This is a genomic window from Streptomyces anatolicus, assembly GCF_019400875.1.
GTDB lineage: Bacteria > Actinomycetota > Actinomycetes > Streptomycetales > Streptomycetaceae > Streptomyces > Streptomyces anatolicus.
Genome location: NZ_WMBF01000086.1, coordinates 1 through 19,382, shown reverse-complemented (window position 1 = coordinate 19,382; position 19,382 = coordinate 1). Strand labels below are relative to the sequence as shown.

Annotated in this window: 19 protein-coding genes; 6 read left to right on the top strand and 13 right to left on the bottom strand. The window is 70.2% G+C overall.

Annotation, left to right across the window (positions count from 1 at the left end; genetic code table 11):
- Positions 1 to 27 precede the first annotated feature (27 nt).
- From GKQ77_RS11260 to penM, 7 genes are all read right to left on the bottom strand, one after another.
- Positions 28 to 1,041: a polyprenyl synthetase family protein gene (locus GKQ77_RS11260; protein WP_219688577.1), complete on the bottom strand. Its 1,014-nt coding sequence runs from the start codon at positions 1,039 to 1,041 to the stop codon at positions 28 to 30.
- Positions 1,038 to 1,937, bottom strand: coding sequence for a neopentalenolactone/pentalenolactone F synthase (ptlD, locus tag GKQ77_RS11255; protein WP_219688576.1), 900 nt, complete (start codon positions 1,935 to 1,937; stop codon positions 1,038 to 1,040). Before ptlD ends, GKQ77_RS11260 begins: the two co-directional genes overlap by 4 nt.
- A gap of 34 nt (positions 1,938 to 1,971) precedes the next feature.
- Positions 1,972 to 3,726 carry a neopentalenolactone/pentalenolactone D synthase gene (ptlE, locus tag GKQ77_RS11250; protein ID WP_308117626.1) on the bottom strand — a complete coding sequence of 585 codons (1,755 nt, stop codon included), beginning with the start codon at positions 3,724 to 3,726 and terminating at the stop codon, positions 1,972 to 1,974.
- A gap of 17 nt (positions 3,727 to 3,743) precedes the next feature.
- Complete coding sequence (gene ptlF / locus GKQ77_RS11245; protein ID WP_219688574.1) at positions 3,744 to 4,571, bottom strand: 1-deoxy-11-beta-hydroxypentalenate dehydrogenase; 828 nt, start codon at positions 4,569 to 4,571, stop codon at positions 3,744 to 3,746.
- A gap of 99 nt (positions 4,572 to 4,670) precedes the next feature.
- Positions 4,671 to 6,125, bottom strand: a complete 1,455-nt coding sequence (locus GKQ77_RS11240; protein ID WP_219688573.1) for an MFS transporter — start codon at positions 6,123 to 6,125, stop codon at positions 4,671 to 4,673.
- Positions 6,126 to 6,183: 58 nt separating this feature from the next.
- Entirely contained in the window at positions 6,184 to 7,035 is an 852-nt protein-coding gene (gene ptlH, locus GKQ77_RS11235; protein ID WP_219688572.1) for a 1-deoxypentalenic acid 11-beta-hydroxylase, read from the bottom strand.
- Positions 7,036 to 7,255: 220 nt separating this feature from the next.
- Entirely contained in the window at positions 7,256 to 8,452 is a 1,197-nt protein-coding gene (penM, locus tag GKQ77_RS11230; protein WP_219688571.1) for a pentalenolactone synthase, read from the bottom strand.
- Between the two features lie 236 nt (positions 8,453 to 8,688).
- On the opposite strand from penM, the gene GKQ77_RS11225 reads away from it, so the two are divergent.
- Complete coding sequence (locus GKQ77_RS11225) at positions 8,689 to 9,150, top strand: MarR family winged helix-turn-helix transcriptional regulator (protein ID WP_308117625.1); 462 nt, start codon at positions 8,689 to 8,691, stop codon at positions 9,148 to 9,150.
- Between the two features lie 81 nt (positions 9,151 to 9,231).
- On the opposite strand, the gene gap is transcribed toward GKQ77_RS11225, so the two are convergent.
- Positions 9,232 to 10,236 (bottom strand): type I glyceraldehyde-3-phosphate dehydrogenase, encoded by a 1,005-nt coding sequence (gap, locus tag GKQ77_RS11220; protein ID WP_219688569.1) that lies wholly within the window; start codon positions 10,234 to 10,236, stop codon positions 9,232 to 9,234.
- Between the two features lie 181 nt (positions 10,237 to 10,417).
- Between gap and GKQ77_RS11215 the strand changes: the two genes are divergently transcribed.
- From GKQ77_RS11215 to GKQ77_RS11205, 3 genes are all read left to right on the top strand, one after another.
- The gene (locus tag GKQ77_RS11215) at positions 10,418 to 10,963 is read left to right on the top strand and encodes a MarR family winged helix-turn-helix transcriptional regulator (protein ID WP_308117624.1); all 546 of its coding nucleotides are present in this window, start codon (positions 10,418 to 10,420) and stop codon (positions 10,961 to 10,963) included.
- A 109-nt stretch (positions 10,964 to 11,072) separates the two neighbouring features.
- The gene (locus GKQ77_RS11210) at positions 11,073 to 11,939 is read left to right on the top strand and encodes a GNAT family N-acetyltransferase (RefSeq protein ID WP_219688567.1); all 867 of its coding nucleotides are present in this window, start codon (positions 11,073 to 11,075) and stop codon (positions 11,937 to 11,939) included.
- Between the two features lie 386 nt (positions 11,940 to 12,325).
- A complete protein-coding gene (locus GKQ77_RS11205) occupies positions 12,326 to 12,970 on the top strand; it encodes a LysE family translocator (RefSeq protein ID WP_219688566.1) in 645 nt (214 codons plus the stop codon).
- Positions 12,971 to 13,469: 499 nt separating this feature from the next.
- Here GKQ77_RS11205 and GKQ77_RS11200 read toward each other — a convergent pair whose 3' ends face one another.
- Positions 13,470 to 13,910: a penicillin-binding transpeptidase domain-containing protein gene (locus GKQ77_RS11200; RefSeq protein ID WP_219688565.1), complete on the bottom strand. Its 441-nt coding sequence runs from the start codon at positions 13,908 to 13,910 to the stop codon at positions 13,470 to 13,472.
- A 14-nt stretch (positions 13,911 to 13,924) separates the two neighbouring features.
- On the opposite strand from GKQ77_RS11200, the gene GKQ77_RS11195 reads away from it, so the two are divergent.
- Complete coding sequence (locus tag GKQ77_RS11195; RefSeq protein ID WP_308117623.1) at positions 13,925 to 14,398, top strand: CoA transferase; 474 nt, start codon at positions 13,925 to 13,927, stop codon at positions 14,396 to 14,398.
- Between the two features lie 301 nt (positions 14,399 to 14,699).
- On the opposite strand, the gene GKQ77_RS11190 is transcribed toward GKQ77_RS11195, so the two are convergent.
- Positions 14,700 to 15,524, bottom strand: coding sequence for an SDR family NAD(P)-dependent oxidoreductase (locus tag GKQ77_RS11190; RefSeq protein ID WP_219688564.1), 825 nt, complete (start codon positions 15,522 to 15,524; stop codon positions 14,700 to 14,702).
- A 230-nt stretch (positions 15,525 to 15,754) separates the two neighbouring features.
- Here GKQ77_RS11190 and GKQ77_RS11185 point away from each other — a divergent pair, with 230 nt between their 5' ends.
- Complete coding sequence (locus GKQ77_RS11185; RefSeq protein ID WP_219688563.1) at positions 15,755 to 16,258, top strand: MarR family winged helix-turn-helix transcriptional regulator; 504 nt, start codon at positions 15,755 to 15,757, stop codon at positions 16,256 to 16,258.
- Between the two features lie 83 nt (positions 16,259 to 16,341).
- Here the strand turns inward: GKQ77_RS11185 and GKQ77_RS11180 are convergent, their stop codons facing one another.
- The 3 genes from GKQ77_RS11180 to GKQ77_RS33300 all read right to left on the bottom strand — a co-directional run.
- Positions 16,342 to 16,656, bottom strand: coding sequence for a hypothetical protein (locus GKQ77_RS11180; protein WP_219688562.1), 315 nt, complete (start codon positions 16,654 to 16,656; stop codon positions 16,342 to 16,344).
- 35 nt (positions 16,657 to 16,691) lie between these two features.
- The gene (locus GKQ77_RS11175) at positions 16,692 to 18,041 is read right to left on the bottom strand and encodes a TRAP transporter large permease subunit (protein WP_219688561.1); all 1,350 of its coding nucleotides are present in this window, start codon (positions 18,039 to 18,041) and stop codon (positions 16,692 to 16,694) included.
- A partial coding sequence (locus tag GKQ77_RS33300) for a class II aldolase/adducin family protein (RefSeq protein ID WP_258021164.1) occupies positions 18,038 to 19,382 on the bottom strand: 1,345 nt, incomplete at its 5' end. The genes GKQ77_RS11175 and GKQ77_RS33300, both read right to left, overlap by 4 nt.

Here is a 19,382-nt window from a genome sequence, read left to right as displayed (position 1 = left end):
GGGCATGTGGGAAGGGGCGGCCGGGATTCAGACCTTCCGGTCGACGACGAACCGGCCGAGCGCGAGAAGTTCGCCCCGCGCTCCGGCGTCGAGACCGACGCCGCTCAGCGCCTCCTCGGCCAGCGTCATACGCCGGGCGGCCTCGGCCAGCGCCCAGTCCCGGCCGCCCGCGCCCTCGATCAGGCCGGCCACCCGCCGCAGCTCCTCCTCGTCGGGTTCGCCGGAGGTGGCGAGCCAGTCGGCCAGTTCGCCGCTGAGCGGCCCGTCCTGGTTCAGGGCGTGGCTCACCGGCAGGGACTTCTTGCGGGAACGCAGATCGGAGTGGACCGGCTTGCCGGTGACAGCGGGGTCGCCCCAGATGCCGAGCACGTCGTCGACGAGCTGGAAGGCGATGCCGAGATGGTCGCCGTAGAGCGCGAGGGCGTCCACCGTCGTCTCCGGTGACCCGGCGAGCACGGCGCCGATCGCGGCGCTCGCCGACATCAGCGCGCCGGTCTTCCCGGCCGCCATGTCGACGCACTCCTCGACCGTGACGCGTCCGCGCTGCTCGAAGGTGAGGTCCTGGACCTGACCGCGGATCAGGTGCCGGGTGGTGCGCGCGAGGAGCCGGGCAGCGGGTGCCGCCGTGGGCGATCCGGTGTCGAGGAGCACCTCCTGGGCGAGCGCGAGCATGGCATCACCGGTCAGGATGGCGCTGGAGGGGCCCCACAGCTTCCACACCGTGCGCCGGTGGCGGCGCTCCTCGTCGCCGTCCATCAGGTCGTCGTGCACGAGGGAGAAGTTGTGCACCAGCTCCACGGCGACGGCACCGGGCAGGGCGACCTCCGGCGGTGCGCCGACCGCCTCGGCCGACAGGAGCGCGAGCGCCGGCCGTACGGCCTTGCCCGCGTCGGCGCTGGTGGGCGCACCACCGGCGGTGATCCAGCCGAAGTGGTAGGCGGCCTGGTGGCGTGAGCGGTGGTCGCGCCGGTCGACGGCGGCCCGCAGTGCCGGGGTGATGGTGTCCCGGCTGTGTCTGAGGGAGGCGGGAGCGGTGCTCATGCGGCGACCCGCGCGCGCCAGGGGGCCCTTGGGTCGTCGAAGATGCTGACGACCTGGCGCATGTCGCGCCGTTCGGACGGGTCGAACGCCTCCTTGGCGTGGATGGTGCCGAGTTGGTCCCACATGACGATGTCCCCCGGCTGCCAGGTGTGGGCGTAGGTGAACTCGGGCCTGCCGGCGTGCGAGAGGAGTTCGTCGAGCAGTGCGCGGCTGTCGTCGGGGGCGAGATCCACGATCCACTTGGTGTTCAGCGAGCTGACGTAAACCGATTGGCGGCCGGTGCGCGGATTGCGGGCGATCAGCGGGTGGATGGTGGAAGTGCCGTCCTCGGGCTGGATCTGCTCGGCCCTCTCGCCGAGGGACACCTCGCCCTGGAGCCTCTCCTCGATGGTCTCCTCGTACCCGGTGCGCAGGGCGTGGCGTACCCGGTAGGAGTGCAGGCGCCTGCGTTCTTCGGCCGGCAGCGACTCGTACAGGGCGTACATGTCGGTGAAGAGGGTCCGTCCGCCACCGGAGGCCGGCACCTCGAGGGCTTCGAGGAAGCCGACCTGGGAGACGCGGGGGCGGAAGGAGTAGTCGGTGTGCCAGTCCATCCACTCGGCGTCGCCGACGCCGGTCTTGCGGCCGTTCTCCACCAGGTTGGAGACGATCAGGATTTCGTTGTGGTCGGGGTGGGCGCCGCTGGTCAGGCCGGTCTTCGGGATGTGCCCGAAGTGGCGGCCGAAGGCCAGGAACTCCTCGTCACAGGGCGTCTGATGGCCACGGAAGACGAGGACGAGGTGTGCGTCGAGAGCCGCCCAGATCTCCTCGGCCTGGGCCTTGTCCATGCCGCCGGTGACACGGGCGCCGTCCACGACGGCGCCGAGAGGTGCGCCGGGTATCGGCGTGACGTCCATGAGCGTTGCCGCCTTTCGCAGAAGTCTCGGGTGGTCAGCGCAGTTCGAGGCCGGCGAGGTCGCCCGCCGCGCGCCAGCGCCTGAGGATGTTCACGAACTCCACCGAGCCGCCGCCGTAGCTGGAGTTGAGCCGGGGCATCGCGCTCGGGTCGCCCTCGTTGTTGTAGAGGCCGGGTGTGCAGTTCTCCAGGAAGTCGAGATCGTTGCTGGCGAGCCGGAGGATCTCCTCGACCCATTCCTTCTCGGCGGCCTCCGACGCCTCCACAACCCGGTGTCCGCGTTCCTCGACGCTCTTGACGATGTACGCGAGGTGCCGGGTCTGCTCGCCCAGCATGTAGGCGATGTTGACGTGCCGGCCCGCCTGGATCTTGGAGAGGATGAAGCAGTTGGGGAAGCCGTTCACCTGCAGTCCGTGCAGGGTGCGCGCCCCGTCCGCCCACTTCTGCGACAGCTTCACGCCGTCGCGGCCGACGATGTCGTATCCGGCGCGCTCGGTGTAGGGGACGGCGAACTCGTGCTCGTAGCCGGTGGCGAAGATCAGGCAGTCGACCGGGTACTCCCGGCCGTTGGCGACCACCCCGGTCTCGGTGAGCCGTTCCACGCCCTGCCCCTGGGTGTCCACGAGGGTGACGTTGGGCCGGTTGAAGGTGTGGAGATAGCCGTCGTGGAAGCAGGGCCGCTTGCAGTACACGCGGTAGTACGGCTTGAGGGCGGCGGCGGTCGCGGGGTCGGTGACGACGTGGTCGATGCGGGCGCGCAACTCCTCCATCTTCAGGAAGTCCGCCCGCTCGGCCGCGAGCGCCCGCTCCTTGGGGTCGCCCCCCGTGTCGCCGGTCGGCAGGATCGCGGCGGCCAGTTCGGCCGTGGTCTGGGTCCAGCGGTCCTGGACCAGGTCCTCGTCCTGCGGGATGCCCGAGGTCAGGGCGTGGAAGTTCTCCATCCGGCGCTGCTGCCAGCCCGGTTCGAGGCTGTCCGCCCAGTCGGGCGGGGTGGGCCGGTTGCCGCGGACGTCGACGGTGGCGGGGGTGCGCTGGAAGAGGACGAGCCGCTCGGCCCACTCGGCGAGGTGCGGGGCGAGCTGGATGGTCGTCGAGCCGGTGCCGATGACGCCGACCGTCTTGCCCTTCAGCCCGGTCAGGCCGCCGGTGCTGTCACCGCCGGTGTAGTCGAAGTCCCAGCGGCTGGTGTGGAAGGAGTGCCCGGCGAACGTCTCCAGGCCCGGCACGGCAGGGAGTTTGGGGCGGTGCATCAGGCCGATCGACATGGCCACGTACCGGGCCCGGAACAGATCTCCGCGGTCGGTGCTCACCAGCCACCTCCCGGCGGCCTCGTCCCAGCGCAGTTCGGTGACGGCGGTCTGGAAGAGGGCGTCGCGGTAGAGGTCGTACTGGTGGGCGATCCGCTGGAGGTGGGCGAAGATCTCGGGTCCGGTGGAGTACTTCTCCGTGGGTATCGTGCCGGTCTCTTCGAGCAGCGGCATGTAGATGTAGCTCTCGACGTCGCAGCGGACGCCGGGGAAGCGGTTCCAGTACCAGGTGCCGCCGACGTCGCCCGCCTCGTCGATCAGCCGGATGCGGTCCAGGCCCGTCTCCCGGCGCAGGTGGGCGCCGGTCAGGAGGCCGCCGATGCCGGCGCCGACGACGGCGACGTCCACCTCGTCGGTGAGGGGCTCGCGCTCCCGCCGCTCGGTGTAGGGGTCCCGCGCGTAGCCGCTGAAGTCGCCGCGCGCGAACTGGTAGGTGCGCCCGGCGGTGCGCTTGTCGCGTTCCTGCCGGTACTTCTCCCGCACCGCCTCCAGATCGATGGTCAGTGCTTCATCGCTTCGGTCGTCGCTCTCGGCGTGTGCCACAGCTCCTCCTCGGGGGAAGGGGGCGGAAGGGAGACATGACGCCATACGTCGTCGAACTGATCGCGCAGCCGCAGCGGGGCGTCGGAGTTGCTGAAGAGGTAGAAGCGGTCGGAGCCGAGGGCCTCCCACACGAGCGAGGCGACGTCCTCGGCGCTCACGGAGGTGTCGCCGCCCGCGCCGCGCGGGGCGGTCAGCCCCTGGACCATGGGGGTGTCGACCCGTCCCGGGCACAGCACCGACACCCGGATCCTGGTGCCCCGCAGATCGGCGCGCAGGCTGCGGGCGACCGCGAGGTCGGCGTGCTTGGAGGCGGCGTAGGCGGCGCTGCCCGCGCCGACGGCGAAGGCGGACATCGAGGCGGTGTGGATCAGGTGGGCGGGTCTGCCGCGCTGGAGGAGCGTGGGGATGAAAGCGCGGGACACCAGGACGTGCGCCCAGTGGTTCGCCTCGAAGACCTGCCGCATCCGCTCCAGCGGTACCTCCCACAGGGGTTGCCCCACGGGCCCGATGACCCCGGCGTTGTTGCACACCACATCGATGTCGCCGAGCACGTCGAACGCGGTGTCCGCGAGGTGGGCGACGGCGTCCGGGTCGGTCAGGTCGGCTCTCACGGCGGTGACTCTGGCGCCGCGCGCCGTGAGTTCGGCGGCCCGCGCACGCAGCGCGTCGCCCGCGACGTCCGCCATGACCACGGCGGCGCCGGCCTGTGCGAAGCGGGCGCTGAGGGCGAGTCCGATGCCGCTGGCGGCGCCGGTCACCACGGCCGTGTCTGTCCGTAACTGCACTTGGCTGCCTCCGCTTCTGTACGCGGGTACGCCGGAGGACGGCGTGCCGTTGTCCGCGAGAAGGTCTGGGTCAGCACGCGTCATGCGTGGGACGCGGCTTCACCGGGGGTCAGGGAGCTTCAGGCTGATCACGAGGACGATCACCGAACAGCACGCGAGGAGGGCGAGGACGGCCACGGCCGCCGGCATCGTCGACTGCCAGTCGGTCATGGAGAGGTAGAGGGTGCCGCCCACGGTCGCGCCCAGCGCGGTCGCCATCTGCTGGCTGGTCACCAGCACACCGCTGCCCATCCCGGCCTGGGCCGGGGGCACGTCGGCGAGGATCATCCGGAACAGCGTCGGCCCGGTCAGCGCGGCGCCCACGCCGTAGAGGCCGATCCCGGCGAGTACGAGCGTCAGGGAGGGGTGCGGCCAGCCGAACCGGATGACCAGCGCGAGGAGCAGCAGGCCCGCACCCTGGACGCAGGCGCCGAGGGTGACGATGCGGGCGCCCAGGGCCGCCGCGATCCTCGGGGTGAACAGGGTCACCGCGAAGAACGCCACGGCAAACGGCGCGAGGCCGCCGCCGGATTCGAGGCCGTCGAGGCCGAAGTGGCCCTGCGCGACCAGTGCGTAGACGAACAGGAAGGCACCGAAGCCGGCCGAGAACGGGACCATTGCCGCAAGGCCCCTGCGCATGCCCGGGTGGGACAGCACGGTGGGGGACAGCAGCGGCGAACCGCCCCGCGCCTCCAGGCCGCGTTCGACCCGTGCCAGCGCCAGGGCGCCCGCCGCGGCGACCAGGAGCAGGGACCACAGCCACAGCGGCCAGCCCAGATCGGGGCCCGCCACCACCAGGGCGAGGACGCAGACCATGGTGAGACCGAACAGGGCGGTGCCCTTGGGGTCGAATCCGGGCTTGGCGCCCGCCCTGGTGGCGGGGACGCGCCGGACGGCGAGCAGCGCGGCCACACCGATCGGTACGTTGATCGCGAAGACCGCCCGCCAGCCGATCCCCGCGATGTCCAGCTCGACGAGGAGGCCGCCCAAAATCTGTCCGATAACCATGCCGAGGGCGGCGGTCGCGCCGTACATGCCGATGGCCCGGGCGCGTGCCTGGCCCTCGGTGGCCGCCTGGATCGTCGCGAGCACCTGCGGTACGAGCATGGCGGCGGCGGCGCCCTGGAGCAGCCGGGCCGCGACGAGGAACTCGATGGTCGGGGCGAGTCCGCAGAGCGCCGAGGTGAGGGTGAACGCGGCGAGTCCGCAGGCGTACAGGCGGCGCCTGCCGAAGGCGTCGCCGAGCCGGCCGCCGAGCACGAGGCCGAGTGCGTAGGTGAGGCCGTAGCCGGACACCACCAGTTCCAGGGCGGCGGGGCCGCCGTGGAGGTCGTCGCTGATCGAGTTCAGCGCCACGTTGACGATGGAGGCGTCGACGATGGACAGGGCGTATCCGGTGAGCACCACCACGAGGGCGATGCCGCTGAGCCCCGTGGCGACCGGCTCCGTACGGGGGGCGGGCTCCGGCGCCACGCCGGGGCCCTTGGCGGAGGGCAGGCCCTCGCGTTTCGTCATGCGTTGCCTACCCGGGCTTTCTCGGGGAACGGTTGAGGCGGGTGCGAGGATGACCCGGTCATTCGGCGGTGGTGGGGGTGCCGGTGATCTTCGACAGGATGCCCTTGGAGGCGTCCTTCGCGGACTCGGGCCAGGGGGTCAGGGAGTTGAAGCCGCGGTGCGAGGAGGCGGGTTGGATGCGGGTGTCCATCGACATCCGCATGCCGGCCGGGTCCACCGAGACGTTCGGGATGGACTTGTGGCACGTGAAGGCGTGGAAGAGGATGACGTCGCCCGGCTCCATGGGTGAGAACAGCAGCTGCTCGTCCGCGCCGAACTCCTCGGCGGGGATGCCGCGCACGGGGTGGCCGAAGCGGCGGAAGTTCTCGGTGATGACGTGCTCGCGGGGGCCCCGCTTGTGGCTGCCGTCGGCGATGGCGACGCCCCCTATGGCGGGACTCGTGGGGAGCAGCGGTATCCAGGCGGTGCGGAAGTCCTTGTTCGGGCCTATGTAGAAGCCGTCCTGGTGCAGGGGCGTCAGGAAGCTCGGCTCCGCGGAGCCCGCGGCGGTGGGGTAGTAGCGGATCGTCGTCGACTTGAAGACGAAGACGGGCTCGCCGAAGACCTTCTCCCAGACCTTGACGGTCGTGGGGTGGTTCCACAGCTCGTCGTACTTGACGTACTCGTGCATCGCCACCTCGTCGACCGCCTCGAAGGAGTCGATGGCGAGGGTGTCAAGGGTGGTGCCGGGGGCTGCGTGGCCGAGTGCGATCAGGCCCTGGAGCATCTGCTCGGCGGCGGTCCGCACCAGTTCGCGGTCCAGGGCGCCCCGCAGGTATAGATATCCGTGCTCTTCGTAGAACCGGTCAAGGGCCTCACGGTTGTCGAGAAGAGGGGCGCAGTCGACGTACTCGCTGAAAGTCTCCGTCATGGTTCCTTGTCCTCGTGAAATCTGGCGCGTCGGGAAAGGAGCGTCACACCTCCGGGCAGACCGACAGCTTGATTCGATCGACCAGGAGCCTATATAGCCCAGCGATTCATTTCCAGCCCTCAAATTGCCTGAGGGATCGTCAACTCACATAGCCGGATGGCTTGTTCGTTTCCTGCGGAAGTCTCTGATGGCGGGGGAGCGACGGTTCTGCCGATACCGCTCAGAACGTCACCGGGATTTCGTCGAACCCGCCGGTGATCCGGTGCTCCTGCCACCGCAGCGAATCCTCCGGAACCGCGAGCCGCAGGTCAGGCAGACGACGAAACAGCCTCTCGAAGACGGCGGTCAGCTCGATCCGGGCCAGCGTGCGGCCTATGCAGTGGCGGGCGCCGTGCCCGAACGCCAGGTGTGACTTGGGCTTGTCCCGGTGCAGATCCAGCACGTCGCCCGCGGGGTAGGCCCGCTCGTCGATGTTGGCCGCGCCGATGGCGAGCTTCACCGCGTCCCCGGCCCGGATTACCGTCTCGCCGACGGTGATGTCGCTGTGCGCGTAGCGGGGTATCAGCGCGTTGGATCCCTTCCCGCCGACGCTCAGGCGCAGGATCTCCTCGACCGCGGCCGGCGCGAGGCCGGGGTCCTCGACGAGCTGCGCGCGCTGGACCGGGTTGCGCAGCAACAGCAGTGTGCCCAGGTCGATGCGGACGATGGTGGTCTCGTAACCGAAGAGCAGCACGGCGCTGCCCAAGTCGACGATCTCCGCGTCGGACAGCGTGCCGCCCTTGGCCGTGATCAGCTCGGAGAGGATGTCGTCGCCCGGCTGGGCCCGCTTGCGGGCCACCAGCTCCATCATGTAGTCGACGACCTTCTTGAACGTGTTCGACGAGTGCTGATCGTCGCTGTGGTCGAAGGTGCCTCTCGCCCACTGGCCGAACCGCTCCCGGTCGGCCAGCGGCACACCGAGCAGATCGCAGACCACCATGGTCGGCAGCGGGAACGACAGCGCGCGGTGCAGATCGACCGGCGGGGTGGTGACGGCCAACTCGTCGAGCAGCTCCTCCACATGGTGCTCGATCCGGGTCTGCATGCGGCGCATCCGCTGTGTGGTGAAGAGGGGGACGAGCAGCTCGCGCATCTGCGCGTGCCTGGCGAGTTCGGTGTCGCAGTCGTCCCCCGCCATCAGCGCGACCATGAAGCCTCTGGCCGCGCTCTTGGCCGACTGCTCGCGGTCGGGGTTGCTGAGGCGGAGCCTGCGGTCGGCGAGCAGGGTGCGCACCTCGTCGTAGCGGGTGACCAGCCAGGCGTCCTCACCGGCGGCCCGCACCTTGGTGATCGGCCCCTCCTGCTGCAGTGCGCGCATTTGGGGTGCGATGCCCATGACGGACGGATTGTCGAACGGTAACGTCGGAAGTTCCTTCATGCGGGCATGCTCATTTCCCCGAGGATTTCCGGCATTCTTCTGGAAGTACCCCGGATCGACAGCGAAGGCGATTTCCTGGACGGACCGAACGGCGCCGGTGACGCCGAGGTCGCGGAAATGTCAGAGCAAGACGCGCCATTGCGTCATGGAAAGCTGGTGCGGACCGCATGCCCCCCGCGGGGTGCAGACCATCAATGCATCAACGAGACTATATAAGTGTGCGCTATTTTTCTAGGGTGACCACTTCGCAGACCAACAGCCCGCAGGACCACCTGGACGTGCGCGCCCTGATCTCGGCAATCGAGAACTTCAACCGCTTCTACATTCGCCTGCCCGCTCTCCAGACACTGTCGTTCACCACCCTGTCCGTGCTGGACACCCTGAACTCGCGGGGGCCCACTCGGCTCACGAAGCTCGCCAAGACCGAGCAGATCAGCCAGCCAGGACTCACCCAGCTCGTCACGCGCCTGGAGCAGGACGGCCTCGTGGAACGCCGCCCCGACCCGACGGACGGGCGTGCCGTCCTCGTCCACATCACCGACGCCGGGCGGCAGGTCGGCGCGTCCCGTCTGGAGGACCGGATCCGCCGCCTGGTCCCGCTCGTCGCCCAACTGGCGCCCGAGGACCAGCGGGCGATCACCGAGGCGCTCCCCGCGCTCTCCCGCCTCGCGGAACTCGGCCACCGGACCCGGTCATGACGCGGCCCGGCCCGATGCCCCGCCGCGACGACGGCTCAAGCCGAGCCCTCCGCCGACAGACCCTCGGGCTGTCGGCGGTCCCTAGAGCGAGGTGCCGACCTTGAGCGCCAGGTCGATGAGGCGGTTCGAGTAGCCCCACTCGTTGTCGTACCAGCCGACGACCTTGACCTGCGGCCCGTTCACACGGGTGAGACCGGCGTCGTAGACGCAGGAGGCCGGGTCGGTCACGATGTCGGAGCTGACGATGGGTGCCTCGGTGTAGGTGAGCAGTCCCTTGTACGCGCCGGCGGCGGCCTTCGCGTACGCCTCGTTGATCTCCTCGACGGTGGTGCGGCGGCTCGTGGTGACCGTCAGGTCGGTGACCGATCCGGTCGGCACGGGGACCCGCAGCGCGAACGCGTCGAGGCGGCCCTTGAGTTCGGGCAGGACCAGACCGATGGCCTTGGCGGCTCCGCTGGACGTCGGCACCACGTTGACGGCGGCCGAGCGGGCGCGGCGCAGGTCCTTGTGCGGGGCGTCCTGGAGGTTCTGGTCCTGGGTGTAGGCGTGGACCGTGGTCATCATTCCGTACTCGATGCCGACGCTGTCGTGCAGCACCTTGGCGAGGACGCCGAGGCAGTTGGTGGTGCACGAAGCGTTGGAGATGATGGTGTGGCTGGCGGGGTCGTAGATGTCGTCGTTGACACCCAGGACGATCGTGACGTCCTCGTCGCTCGCGGGGGCGGCGATGATCACCTTCTTGGCGCCGCCGTCGATGTGGGCGCGGGCCTTCTCGGCCTTGGTGAAGATGCCCGTGGACTCGATGACGACGTCCACGCCCAGGTCGCCCCAGGGAAGTTGGGCCGGGTCGCGCTCGGCGAGGACCTTGACCGTCTTGTCGCCGACCCGGATCGCGCCGGGCTCGGCGGTGATCTCCTCCGGGAAGCGGCCGAGGACCGAGTCGTAGGCCAACAGGTGGGCCATGGTCGACACGTCGCCCAGGTCGTTGACCGCGACGATCTCCAGGTCCGCGTTCCTGGCGGCGACCGCCCGGAAGACGTTCCTCCCGATGCGGCCGAAGCCGTTGATACCTACACGAACAGTCATGCGTTCCTCTCACGACGGTTTTTGGGGCTCGGTGGTGAAGAGAGGGCAGCCGAGCGTGTCGCGGCGCGCCGCAACGGCGGCCACCCAGAACACCATAAGCAACTTCTGTAAGTTATCAATACATCGCCGCTCCGCAAGCTATAGGCTCCCCCGCGTGCCTGCCTCTCCGTGCGATCTGAATGTGACTCAGTTCATCGACGTCGTCGAGGAGTTCAACCGCTTCTACATCCGCCTGCCGCGCAGGCGAAACCACGCGTTCAGCACGCTGTCGGTGCTCGACGCCCTGGCCTGTGACGACCGCCCGAAACGGCTGACGGAGCTGATCGCGAGCGAACAGCTCAGCCAGCCGGGGCTCACCCAGCTGGTCAAACGCCTGGAACGCGACGGCCTCGTGGAACGCGGACGCGACCCGCGCGACGGCCGCGCCGTTCTGGTGCGCATCACCCAGAAGGGGCGGAACATCGGCGAGTCGTGCCGCGGGGAACGGGCCGAGCAGCTGGCACCACTGATCGCCCTCCTCACCCCGGCCGAGCGCCGCGCGCTCGCCCGGGCACTGCCCGCGCTACGACGCCTGACGCGGCTCGGGCGGGACGGCACCGCAGACGCCGTCGGCCCGCCGGGCCACGTGGGGCGCACGGGGGAACAGGCCCCGAGAGCAAGGGTGTGCGGGGCCCACGGGCGTCATCCTGCGTGCGCCGCCGAGGGCGCGCCCAGGCCTTCCCAGTAAGTCGACAGGAAAGGCCGGGGATTTGGGCTGGGTTGCGCCTAGGGCGATCTGACTGACTGAGAAAGAAACCAGGTGCGGCCGGTCGCCCCGAGGGTGTGAGATGCGGGACATGACGATCGTTCTGAACGAGCCCGGCGTCGACGGGCTGACCGGGGCCGTGGATGCCCTGCGCGCATGGCAGGACGACCGCACGCCTTTGCAACTCCATCCCGGAGACCTCGGCTGGGCCTGGGCGCTGGGCGCGAAGAGGCTGGCCGCGGCCGTCCGCACCTGGAGCGTAGGCGGACGGATCATTGCCGTCGGATACCTGGACGCCTCTGATGTGCTGCGCCTGACGACCGCGCCGGACCTGCGACAGGACGGCGATCTGGCGCGCCACCTGCTGGCGGACCTCGATGATCCGGAGCGCGGGGTCCTGCCGCCCGGAAAGGTCAGCCTCGAAATCCCCAACGGCGCCCTGCTCCGCGAGGTCCTGTTGGAAGCGGGCTGGAATCTGGACGAGTCGTGGACGCCGCTGCGCCGCGATCTGGCCGAGCCGGTGGAGGACTGCGGCCTGCGGATCGAGGTAGCCGGTCCAAAGACGGCGGGGGTGCGGACCGCGGTGCACCGCTCGGCGTTCGCCAGCCCGGCGTTCACCGAGGAGATCTGGCATGTCCTGGCGGCCGGGCCGCTCTACGCCGACGCCCGCTGCCTGATCGGCTACGACGAGCAGGACAACGCGGTGGCCGCGGCGACGGTCTGGTCGGCCGGGCCCGGCAAGCCCGGTCTGCTGGAGCCGATGGGCGTGCACGCCGGCCATCGCGGTCGCGGCTACGGGACGGCAATCAGCGTCGCCGCCGCGGCGGCGCTGGGTGAACTGGGCGCGTCAGGCGCACTCGTCAGCACCCCGAGCGCGAACGCTGCCGCCGTCGCCGCCTACAGGGCAGCTGGATATGTGCCGTCGTCCGAACGGCTGGACGTCAGCCGAGCCGCCTGAAAACGATCAGGCGGCCGAAACTGGCCGCCGCCATCGTCACCGGCAAAGGCTCACCACACTTCCGGCGATCTTGCCGGACCGTCCCACCAGCGCCCACGACCTGGACGACGCCGCTGGGGCAGACCTAAAGACCGCGGCGCAGCCAGGCGAGTTCTCCGCGTCGCCCTATTGACCAGGACCTGCCCGCCGATCACACGCTGACCGCCAACGCCCTCATGGGGCCTTCGTTGATGGCATCGGCCCGCTGGCACCAGGGTGCACGAAGACGCCAACCGGCAGGGCCGTATCCTCAGGCAGGCGATGCACATGCGTCGCACCCGTCCGTCGCCGACGGACGCCGCCCACGCCGGGTACCGGGACCCCGCCTGTCGACCGGGAGTTGACCAGTGATCAGTCTGACCGCAGTGGGGGCAGTGGCCCTGGTCGAATTGGGCATGGCCTTGACTCCGGGACCGAACATGATCCACCTCGTCTCCCGCGCGATCACCCAAGGCCGCAGGGCGGGCCTGGTCAGCCTGAGCGGGACCGCCGTGGGATTCCTGTGCTACCTGCTGGCAGCGGCCGCCGGCCTGTCCGCACTGTTCGCCGCCGTGCCACTGGCGTTCACAGTGGTCAAACTCGCTGGGGCCATCTACCTGGCCTACCTGGCCTGGGACATGCTCAAGCCCGGCGGCCGCTCACCCTTCGCCCCGGCGCAGGATCTGCCTCCCGTCTCTGACGCCCGCCTCTTCTCGATGGGGCTCCTGACCAACCTGCTCAACCCCAAGATCGCTCTCATGTACGCCTCTCTTCTGCCCCAGTTCATGGACCCCCACGCGGGGCCGGCCTGGGCGCAACTGCTGCAGCTCGGTGGCGTACAGATCATCGTGGGACTCTCCGTGAACGCTCTGATCATGATGGGCGCAGCACGGATATCGGGGTTCCTGGCTGCCCGACCACGCGTGATGACCGCGCAGCGCTTTGCGGCAGGTGGTTTGCTCGGTTTCTTCGCGCTGCGCACAGCCCTGTCCCGTACGCCTGCCCCGGCCTGAGCCAGGCACGTACGCTCATCGCGCACCACCTCAGCTTCCCCATTCCCCCCACCGACGGCGATCGGTGCTCCCGCCCGCGAGGGTCTTCGGCATGGTCGTGTCGAAGCCCGAAGGGTGAATGTTGCTGGTCACAGCGATGAACCGGTGTTCGTAGGCTGCGTCGTTGACGAGGAGGTCCGCGCGGCAGATCTGGGCGACGGTCCGTGCGGTGGACCCGTCGACCGCCGCTCTTGTCACCGGGCAGGTCCCGCAGGGTCACAGATGGCCGGGGGAATCGGATCGGCTTTGACACCGGCCTGCCGGTGGGAGCCTCTGCGCGGGTCGCGTCGGGCGGAGCGACAGGCGACGGGCGTGGCGTGGCGTGGCGTGATCCTGCCTATCGCGGCGGCGCACGCGTAGCCGATGACGCACCCGGCGGTGTTGGCCAGGGCCAGTCCCACGACTCCGGCTGCCCACAGCCAGGCCGCCGATGCGACGACGCGAGGGGCACGTCCGTGAGTCACGGCTTCAGTACGGCCTTCATCACGGCTTTGGCGACGGGCGCGGCGAGTCGGACGCCGCCGATCTCGGATGCGGAAATGTCCATGTCCTTGGGGTCGAAGAATACGGCGACGGCGACAGGTGAGGAGCCGTCGCTCTGCTTCACGTAGGAGGAGACGAACCAGGCGCAGGGGCGTTCGTCGCGCACATCGACGCCGTGCTCGACGGTTCCGGGTTTCCCGCCGACGGTCACTCCGGGTATCCGGGCCTGGTCGGCGGTGCCCTCGTGGACGGTGTGCTCCATCATGTCCTGCACCTTCTGCGCGGTGCGTGCAGAGACGGCCTGAGCGTGGAACTCGGGGTCGGTCGTCTCCACCACGGACAGGTCCGGCCCCGTGATCCGTTCGACCAGGTAGGGCTTCACCACCTGGCCGTTGTTGGCGATGCCGGCGGTGACCATGGCCAGAGCTACTGGTGCTGCTGTCCACTGCGGACGTGCTCGTCCACGGATACCGGCCCGGCGGTCTCGACAGCCTCGTCGCCCTCCATGTCCGGGCCGCCGTACGCCCCGGCCTGGTGGCAGTGACGCTCAACCCCTACGGCTGGACGGGGCCCTGGAAGGACCGCAGGGGCTTCGACACCCTCGTTCAGTTCAGCACGGGCCTCGCCGACGCCACGACGGCCGGGGCGCGGGCCGCCCCGGAACACAGGACGCCGATCAACGCGCCCGGCGCCCTCGTCGTCGCCGACCGGCCCCGTCACCTGCCCGTGGAGGCCCTCGACTTCGCGACCGGCTACATGATGGCCGCAGCCGCGATCCGGGCACTGCCCCACAGAGTGGCGACCGGCCCCGGCTCGGTCAGTCGCCTCTCGCTCGCCCGCACCGCACCGCACCGCGGCGATGCTGATCGGCGAGGGCCACGCCGCCGCGAAGGGGGGCGGAGCTGAGGCTGCCCCTGGACGGGCCGTACGAGGACGGGGTCTTCGTCGGCGGCGATAACCGGCCGGTGAAGCGGCTGCGCTTTCCCGTCGCCATTCATCGAATGCCCTCTTCTGGGAACGGCTCTGGGAACGGCCCTTCGAACCGGCAGGCTCGTCCGTGCCGAGGTGGACCGCCCCGGGCTGTGTATCTCCGCTTCCGCTCCGGCCGACGTGACCATGACGTGGCGGCCGGAGCTTCGTCGGCCCCGGCCGCAAGGAGACGTTCCTGTGGTTCGCGCGGTGCTCCAGCGACCCACCTGTTGCTTGGTCAGACCTGTGCGCTCTCAGCCAGTGCGGATACCTCGGCCCAGTCGTTCCAGCTCTTAAGCCGCTCGGCGTAGAGCTGGCTGACGACCGGGAGAGAGGCGCTCCCGAAGAAGACCCGCAGCGGGGGGTTCTCGGCGTCGACGATCTTCAGCAGTGCCGGGCCCGCCGCGGCGGGGTCGCCGGCAGGGGCACCGCTGAAAGCGGCGACCACCGCGGCGCGCACGCCGTCGTAGGCGGGCAGGGTCTTGGCGTGAACGCCGGAGGAGCCCGCCGCGTCGGTGGCGAAGTTGTTGGGCTCGACGAGAGTGACCTTGATGCCGGATCCGGCGACCTCCTGGGCCAGGGTGTCGGTGAGGCCTTCCAGGGCCCACTTCGAGGCGTGGTAGCCGCCCATGTTGGGCCAGGGTGAGACACCGCCGAAGGAGGAGATCTGGACGATGTGGCCGCTTTCCTGGGCGCGCAGGAACGGCAGGGCGGCCTGGGTGACCCACAGGGTGCCGAAGAAGTTGGTCTCGAACTGGTCGCGGATCTGCTCCTCGCTCACCTCCTCGACCATGCCGAACAGGGCGTATCCGGCGTTGTTGACGACGACGTCGAGCCGGCCGAAATGCGCGTGGGCGCGCTGGACAGCGGCGAAGACCGCTTCCCGGTCCGTCACATCCAGTGCTATCGGCAGGACGGCGTCTTCGTAGGTGGTGACGAGGTCCGCGAGCGCGGCGGTGTCGCGGGCGGTGGCCGCGACCTTGTCCCCACGGGAGAGGGCCGCTTCGACGAACTGGCGGCCGAAGCCGCGGGACGAGCCAGTGATGAACCAGATCTTGCTCATGGAGGTGCTCCCAGAAAGTGAATCGGTCCCTGCCTGCGCGGTGGTCACCAGCCGCCCTGCGCGACAGGACCGCATAACAGGAAGGGATGCATAGCCGACCAAGTAAATGGTTAGTCGGCTAACTAGTTCGGCGGGTCCACCGTACAACAGTCTTTAGCCGACCAAGTAAAGTGGTCGGCCTGGGCACCCTCCGGTGCCCTGAGGACGATCGGAGAGGCACGGAAGCAGTGATGGAGCCCACAAAGGAGTCGGCGGCTACGGGTGTGGGCGGGCCTGCCGTGCGGCCAGCCGTCGCCGGTGGCGGTCCGGTCAGCCTGGCGCTGTGCCGGGTGGCCCGCCTGCACCGCACGGTGGCCGCGTCCCTGCTGCGCGACCTCGGGCTGTACCCGGGTCAGGAGATGGTGATGATGCACCTGTGGGAGAGCGGGCCCGTCCTCCGCCAGTCGGATCTGGTCCGCATGCTCGGCGTCGAAGCCTCCACCCTCACCAAGATGCTCCAGCGGATGGAACAGGCCGGACATGTGCGACGCCTGCCGGACCCGGCGGACGGGAGGGCGGTACTGGTGGAGCCCTCGGAGTCCGGCGCCTGCATGCTGGCCGAGGTGGACCGGGCCTGGAGCACCCTGGAACAGGAAAGCCTCGCCGGCCTTGACGAGACCCAGCGCGAGCAGCTGCTGACTTTGCTGGGCCAGGTCGAAGCCAACCTCAGCGCCTACAGCACACAAGGGCTCTGAGCCCCGGACACCCTACGCTCTGTGACGTGATGCTCCGGCGTGTCCGGGGAACGATGCCGTTGAGCGGTCGCCATCACGCCGCCTCAGTCCCAGACGCTCTCCCCGTCCTCCTCGCCCGGCCCGCTCCCGTGATGCCGCGGGGCGCCGGCGGTGCCGCGGTCGCGTACGTACAGCAGAGCGAACGAGCAGATGCCCGCGGCTCCCGCCACGACGCACACCACTTCGGTGACGGCCGTGCCGAACAGCTCCATGAGGCGCTGGTCGCCCGCGAAGAGGGCCACGACTTGGCCGCTCACCACAAGGAGTCCACCGAGGAGGAAGGTGATGAGCAGGACGCGGGTCGCGTCCAGGAGGAAGGCACGGATGTGGTGACGGATGGAGTGACGGGTGGACTGCATGAGTTCTCCGTTCTCTGTTGCGCGGCTCATCGGGTTCAGCCCGGGATCCACAGCACGCCCACCGCCATCAGGACACCGAACACATAGGTCGGCAGCAGGTAGTAGAGGGCGACGGGCACGAAGATGCGGGCCGGGTTGATGTCCGCGATGCCGGCGGCCACGTACAGCGGCGCGGCCCCCGGCGGCGAACACCCCTCCGAGGAGGCCCAGACGATGACCGACGCGAAGGCGACGTGCGCGGGGATGCCCGCGGCGGTGAGTGCGGCGAACGCGACGGGACCGACGGCCGACAGGGTGGAGGTGGTGTTGAGGGGGCCCGCGACGATGACGAGGACCAGGCCCACCACGAGCGCCGCCACCAGCGACGGCACGCCCTGAAGGTCCTCCAGGTAGGGCGCCAGCTCTTCGCCGAGGCCGAGCCGGGCGAGGACCTCCGAGGCCGCGAACGCCGACACCATCGTCACGCCCACGAGCCCCAGCTTCGGGCCGATCTCGCCCAGGGTCCGCCACCAGTCGGGCCCTCCGTGCGGCAGTGCCCGCCGCTCCACCAGGAGCCCGGCGATCAGCATCACCACGGGCAGCCACACGAGCAGGGGCACCGCGTCCGCGGCGTCGAGTCCGCCTAGCCGCCCACTGGCCCAGTCGCTGGCCGGACCGGTCGTCAGCAGCACCGGCACGGCGACGGCGGCGAGGACCATGAGCGAGGTCCAGCCCGCGCCGAAGGAGTCCCGCAGCGGCCTGATGTCCGCCGCCGCCATGGTGCCCACCCCGCGCCACCGCACGATCGCGTACGCGATGACGAGCCGCATCGCGACCATCCACACGCCGGTGACGAACAGGGTGGCCACGACCTCGCGTGAGGAGAGCACCGGGACCACGGTCGGTGCCGCGAGCAGCACGAAGAACGCGCCGCTGAACGGAAAAGTGGCGCCCACCCCCGCGTTGCCGGACAGCACGAGCGCGGCCGTCTCGCCACTGGCGCGGGACCGTTTCATCCACGGAATCGCCAGGGAGCCGACGGTGGCGACGATGGCCGCGCCGTTGTGAGCGACAGCGCCGAACAGACCGGAGGCGACCGTCGCCGCGTAGGCGGAACCGCCCTCGCGGCGACCCAGCAGCGAGCTGAGGATGTCGATCATCCGGTGCACCAGCCCGGTACGCGTGAGCAGTTCGCTGATGAAGACGAACGCGAGCGCCGCGAACGTGATCTGCGACTTCAGCCCCTCCATGAGGCTCTCTCCGGCCACGCGGAGCGCGTCCGTGCCGCCGAACGCCGCGCTCGCGAGGAACCCGAGCACCATGGCCTCGCCGATGTTCCGCTTGAACGCCACGTTCCATACGACGATGGCGCCGATGAACGCCACCAGGGCGAGGATGGCGTTCACGGGCGTGGGTCTTCGAGCCCGGCCGCACGGTACGCCGCACGCGCCGGGGCGGCGGTCAGGTGCCGCAGGAGGGCCGCGGCCCCGGCACTGCCCACGGCCTGCGCGCCCAGCGCGACGGAAAGCTCGGTGTAGTGCTGGACCTCCTCAGGGAAGGGGCCGACCACCTGGGCGTCCGGCACGAAGCGCAGTTCGCTCAGCTGCTGTACGGCCAGATCCGCCCGCCCGTCGGTCACCGCGAGCGCGGTGAAGCCCTTCTCGACCACCGTGGCACGGGAGTTGACCTCATCCGCGATGCCGAGCCGCTTCAGGAGGGCGGCGAACGCGACACCGCTCGCGCCCGTCCGCGAGTACGCGACGGAGCGCGCGGACGTCAGTGCCCGCACGAGCGCATCGGTACTGGAGAGATCCACGGCGGGCGCACCCGGCGGCACGGCCACACCGATGCCCACCCGCGCGAGCGGCCGCACCGAGGACGCCGCGAGCTGTCCGGAGGCCGCCAGCTGTTCGAGGGCGCCCGTCACGCCGACCATGACGTCGGGGCGCGCGCCCAGGGCCAGGTGGCGCAGCAGTACGTTCGTGGGCTCGTAGACGCCTTCGACGTCGAGGCCGCTCGTGCTGGTGAAGGCCTCCAGAACGACGTCGTCGAGCGCCTTCTTGATGGCGAGGGCACTGAACAGGGCCACCGGGCGCGGTGGTGACGGGGTGAGGTCCGCGCGCTGCGCCTCGGTAAGCCGGGCGTGGTCCGTGCCGCGGAGCAGCAGGAAGATCCGCGCCGTCTGCTCCAGCTCCTCGACGGCCTCCAGGGCCGCGTCCAGGCCGGGAGCCGCTACGAGCGGGCCGTGGTGGCGCAGCAGCAACGCCGCATCGGTGCGGGCCTTGTCCGCGGCCAGTTCGGCGAGCCGCATGTCTCCGGGCGCGGCGTAGGGGAGCAGCGGCAGCCGGCCGACACGCAGGGCGAAGTAGGCGGTGAGCGCGGGCAGCGCGTCTTCCGGGTCCAGGCCCTCGAGACAGGACAGGGCGGCGGCGTGCGGGGAATGCGTGTGCACGACGGCCCGTGCGTCGGGGCGCGCGCGCAGCACGGCCGCGTGCAGGAAGGCCTCCTTCGACGGCGGGGGCCCGTGCAGATGGGTGCCCGCGGTATCGACGACGGATAGGTCCGGTGCCTCTACGGCTGCCAGATCGGCGCCGGTCGGGGTGATGAGCAGGGTGCCGTCGCCGGTACGCAGCGACACGTTGCCGGTGCGGCCGTGCACGAGCCCGCGGGCGGCCAGCGCGCGAGCGGTGGCGATGACGGCGGCGCGTGCGGCCGGGTGGGACACGGACGCGAGAGTGGGCGCGTGT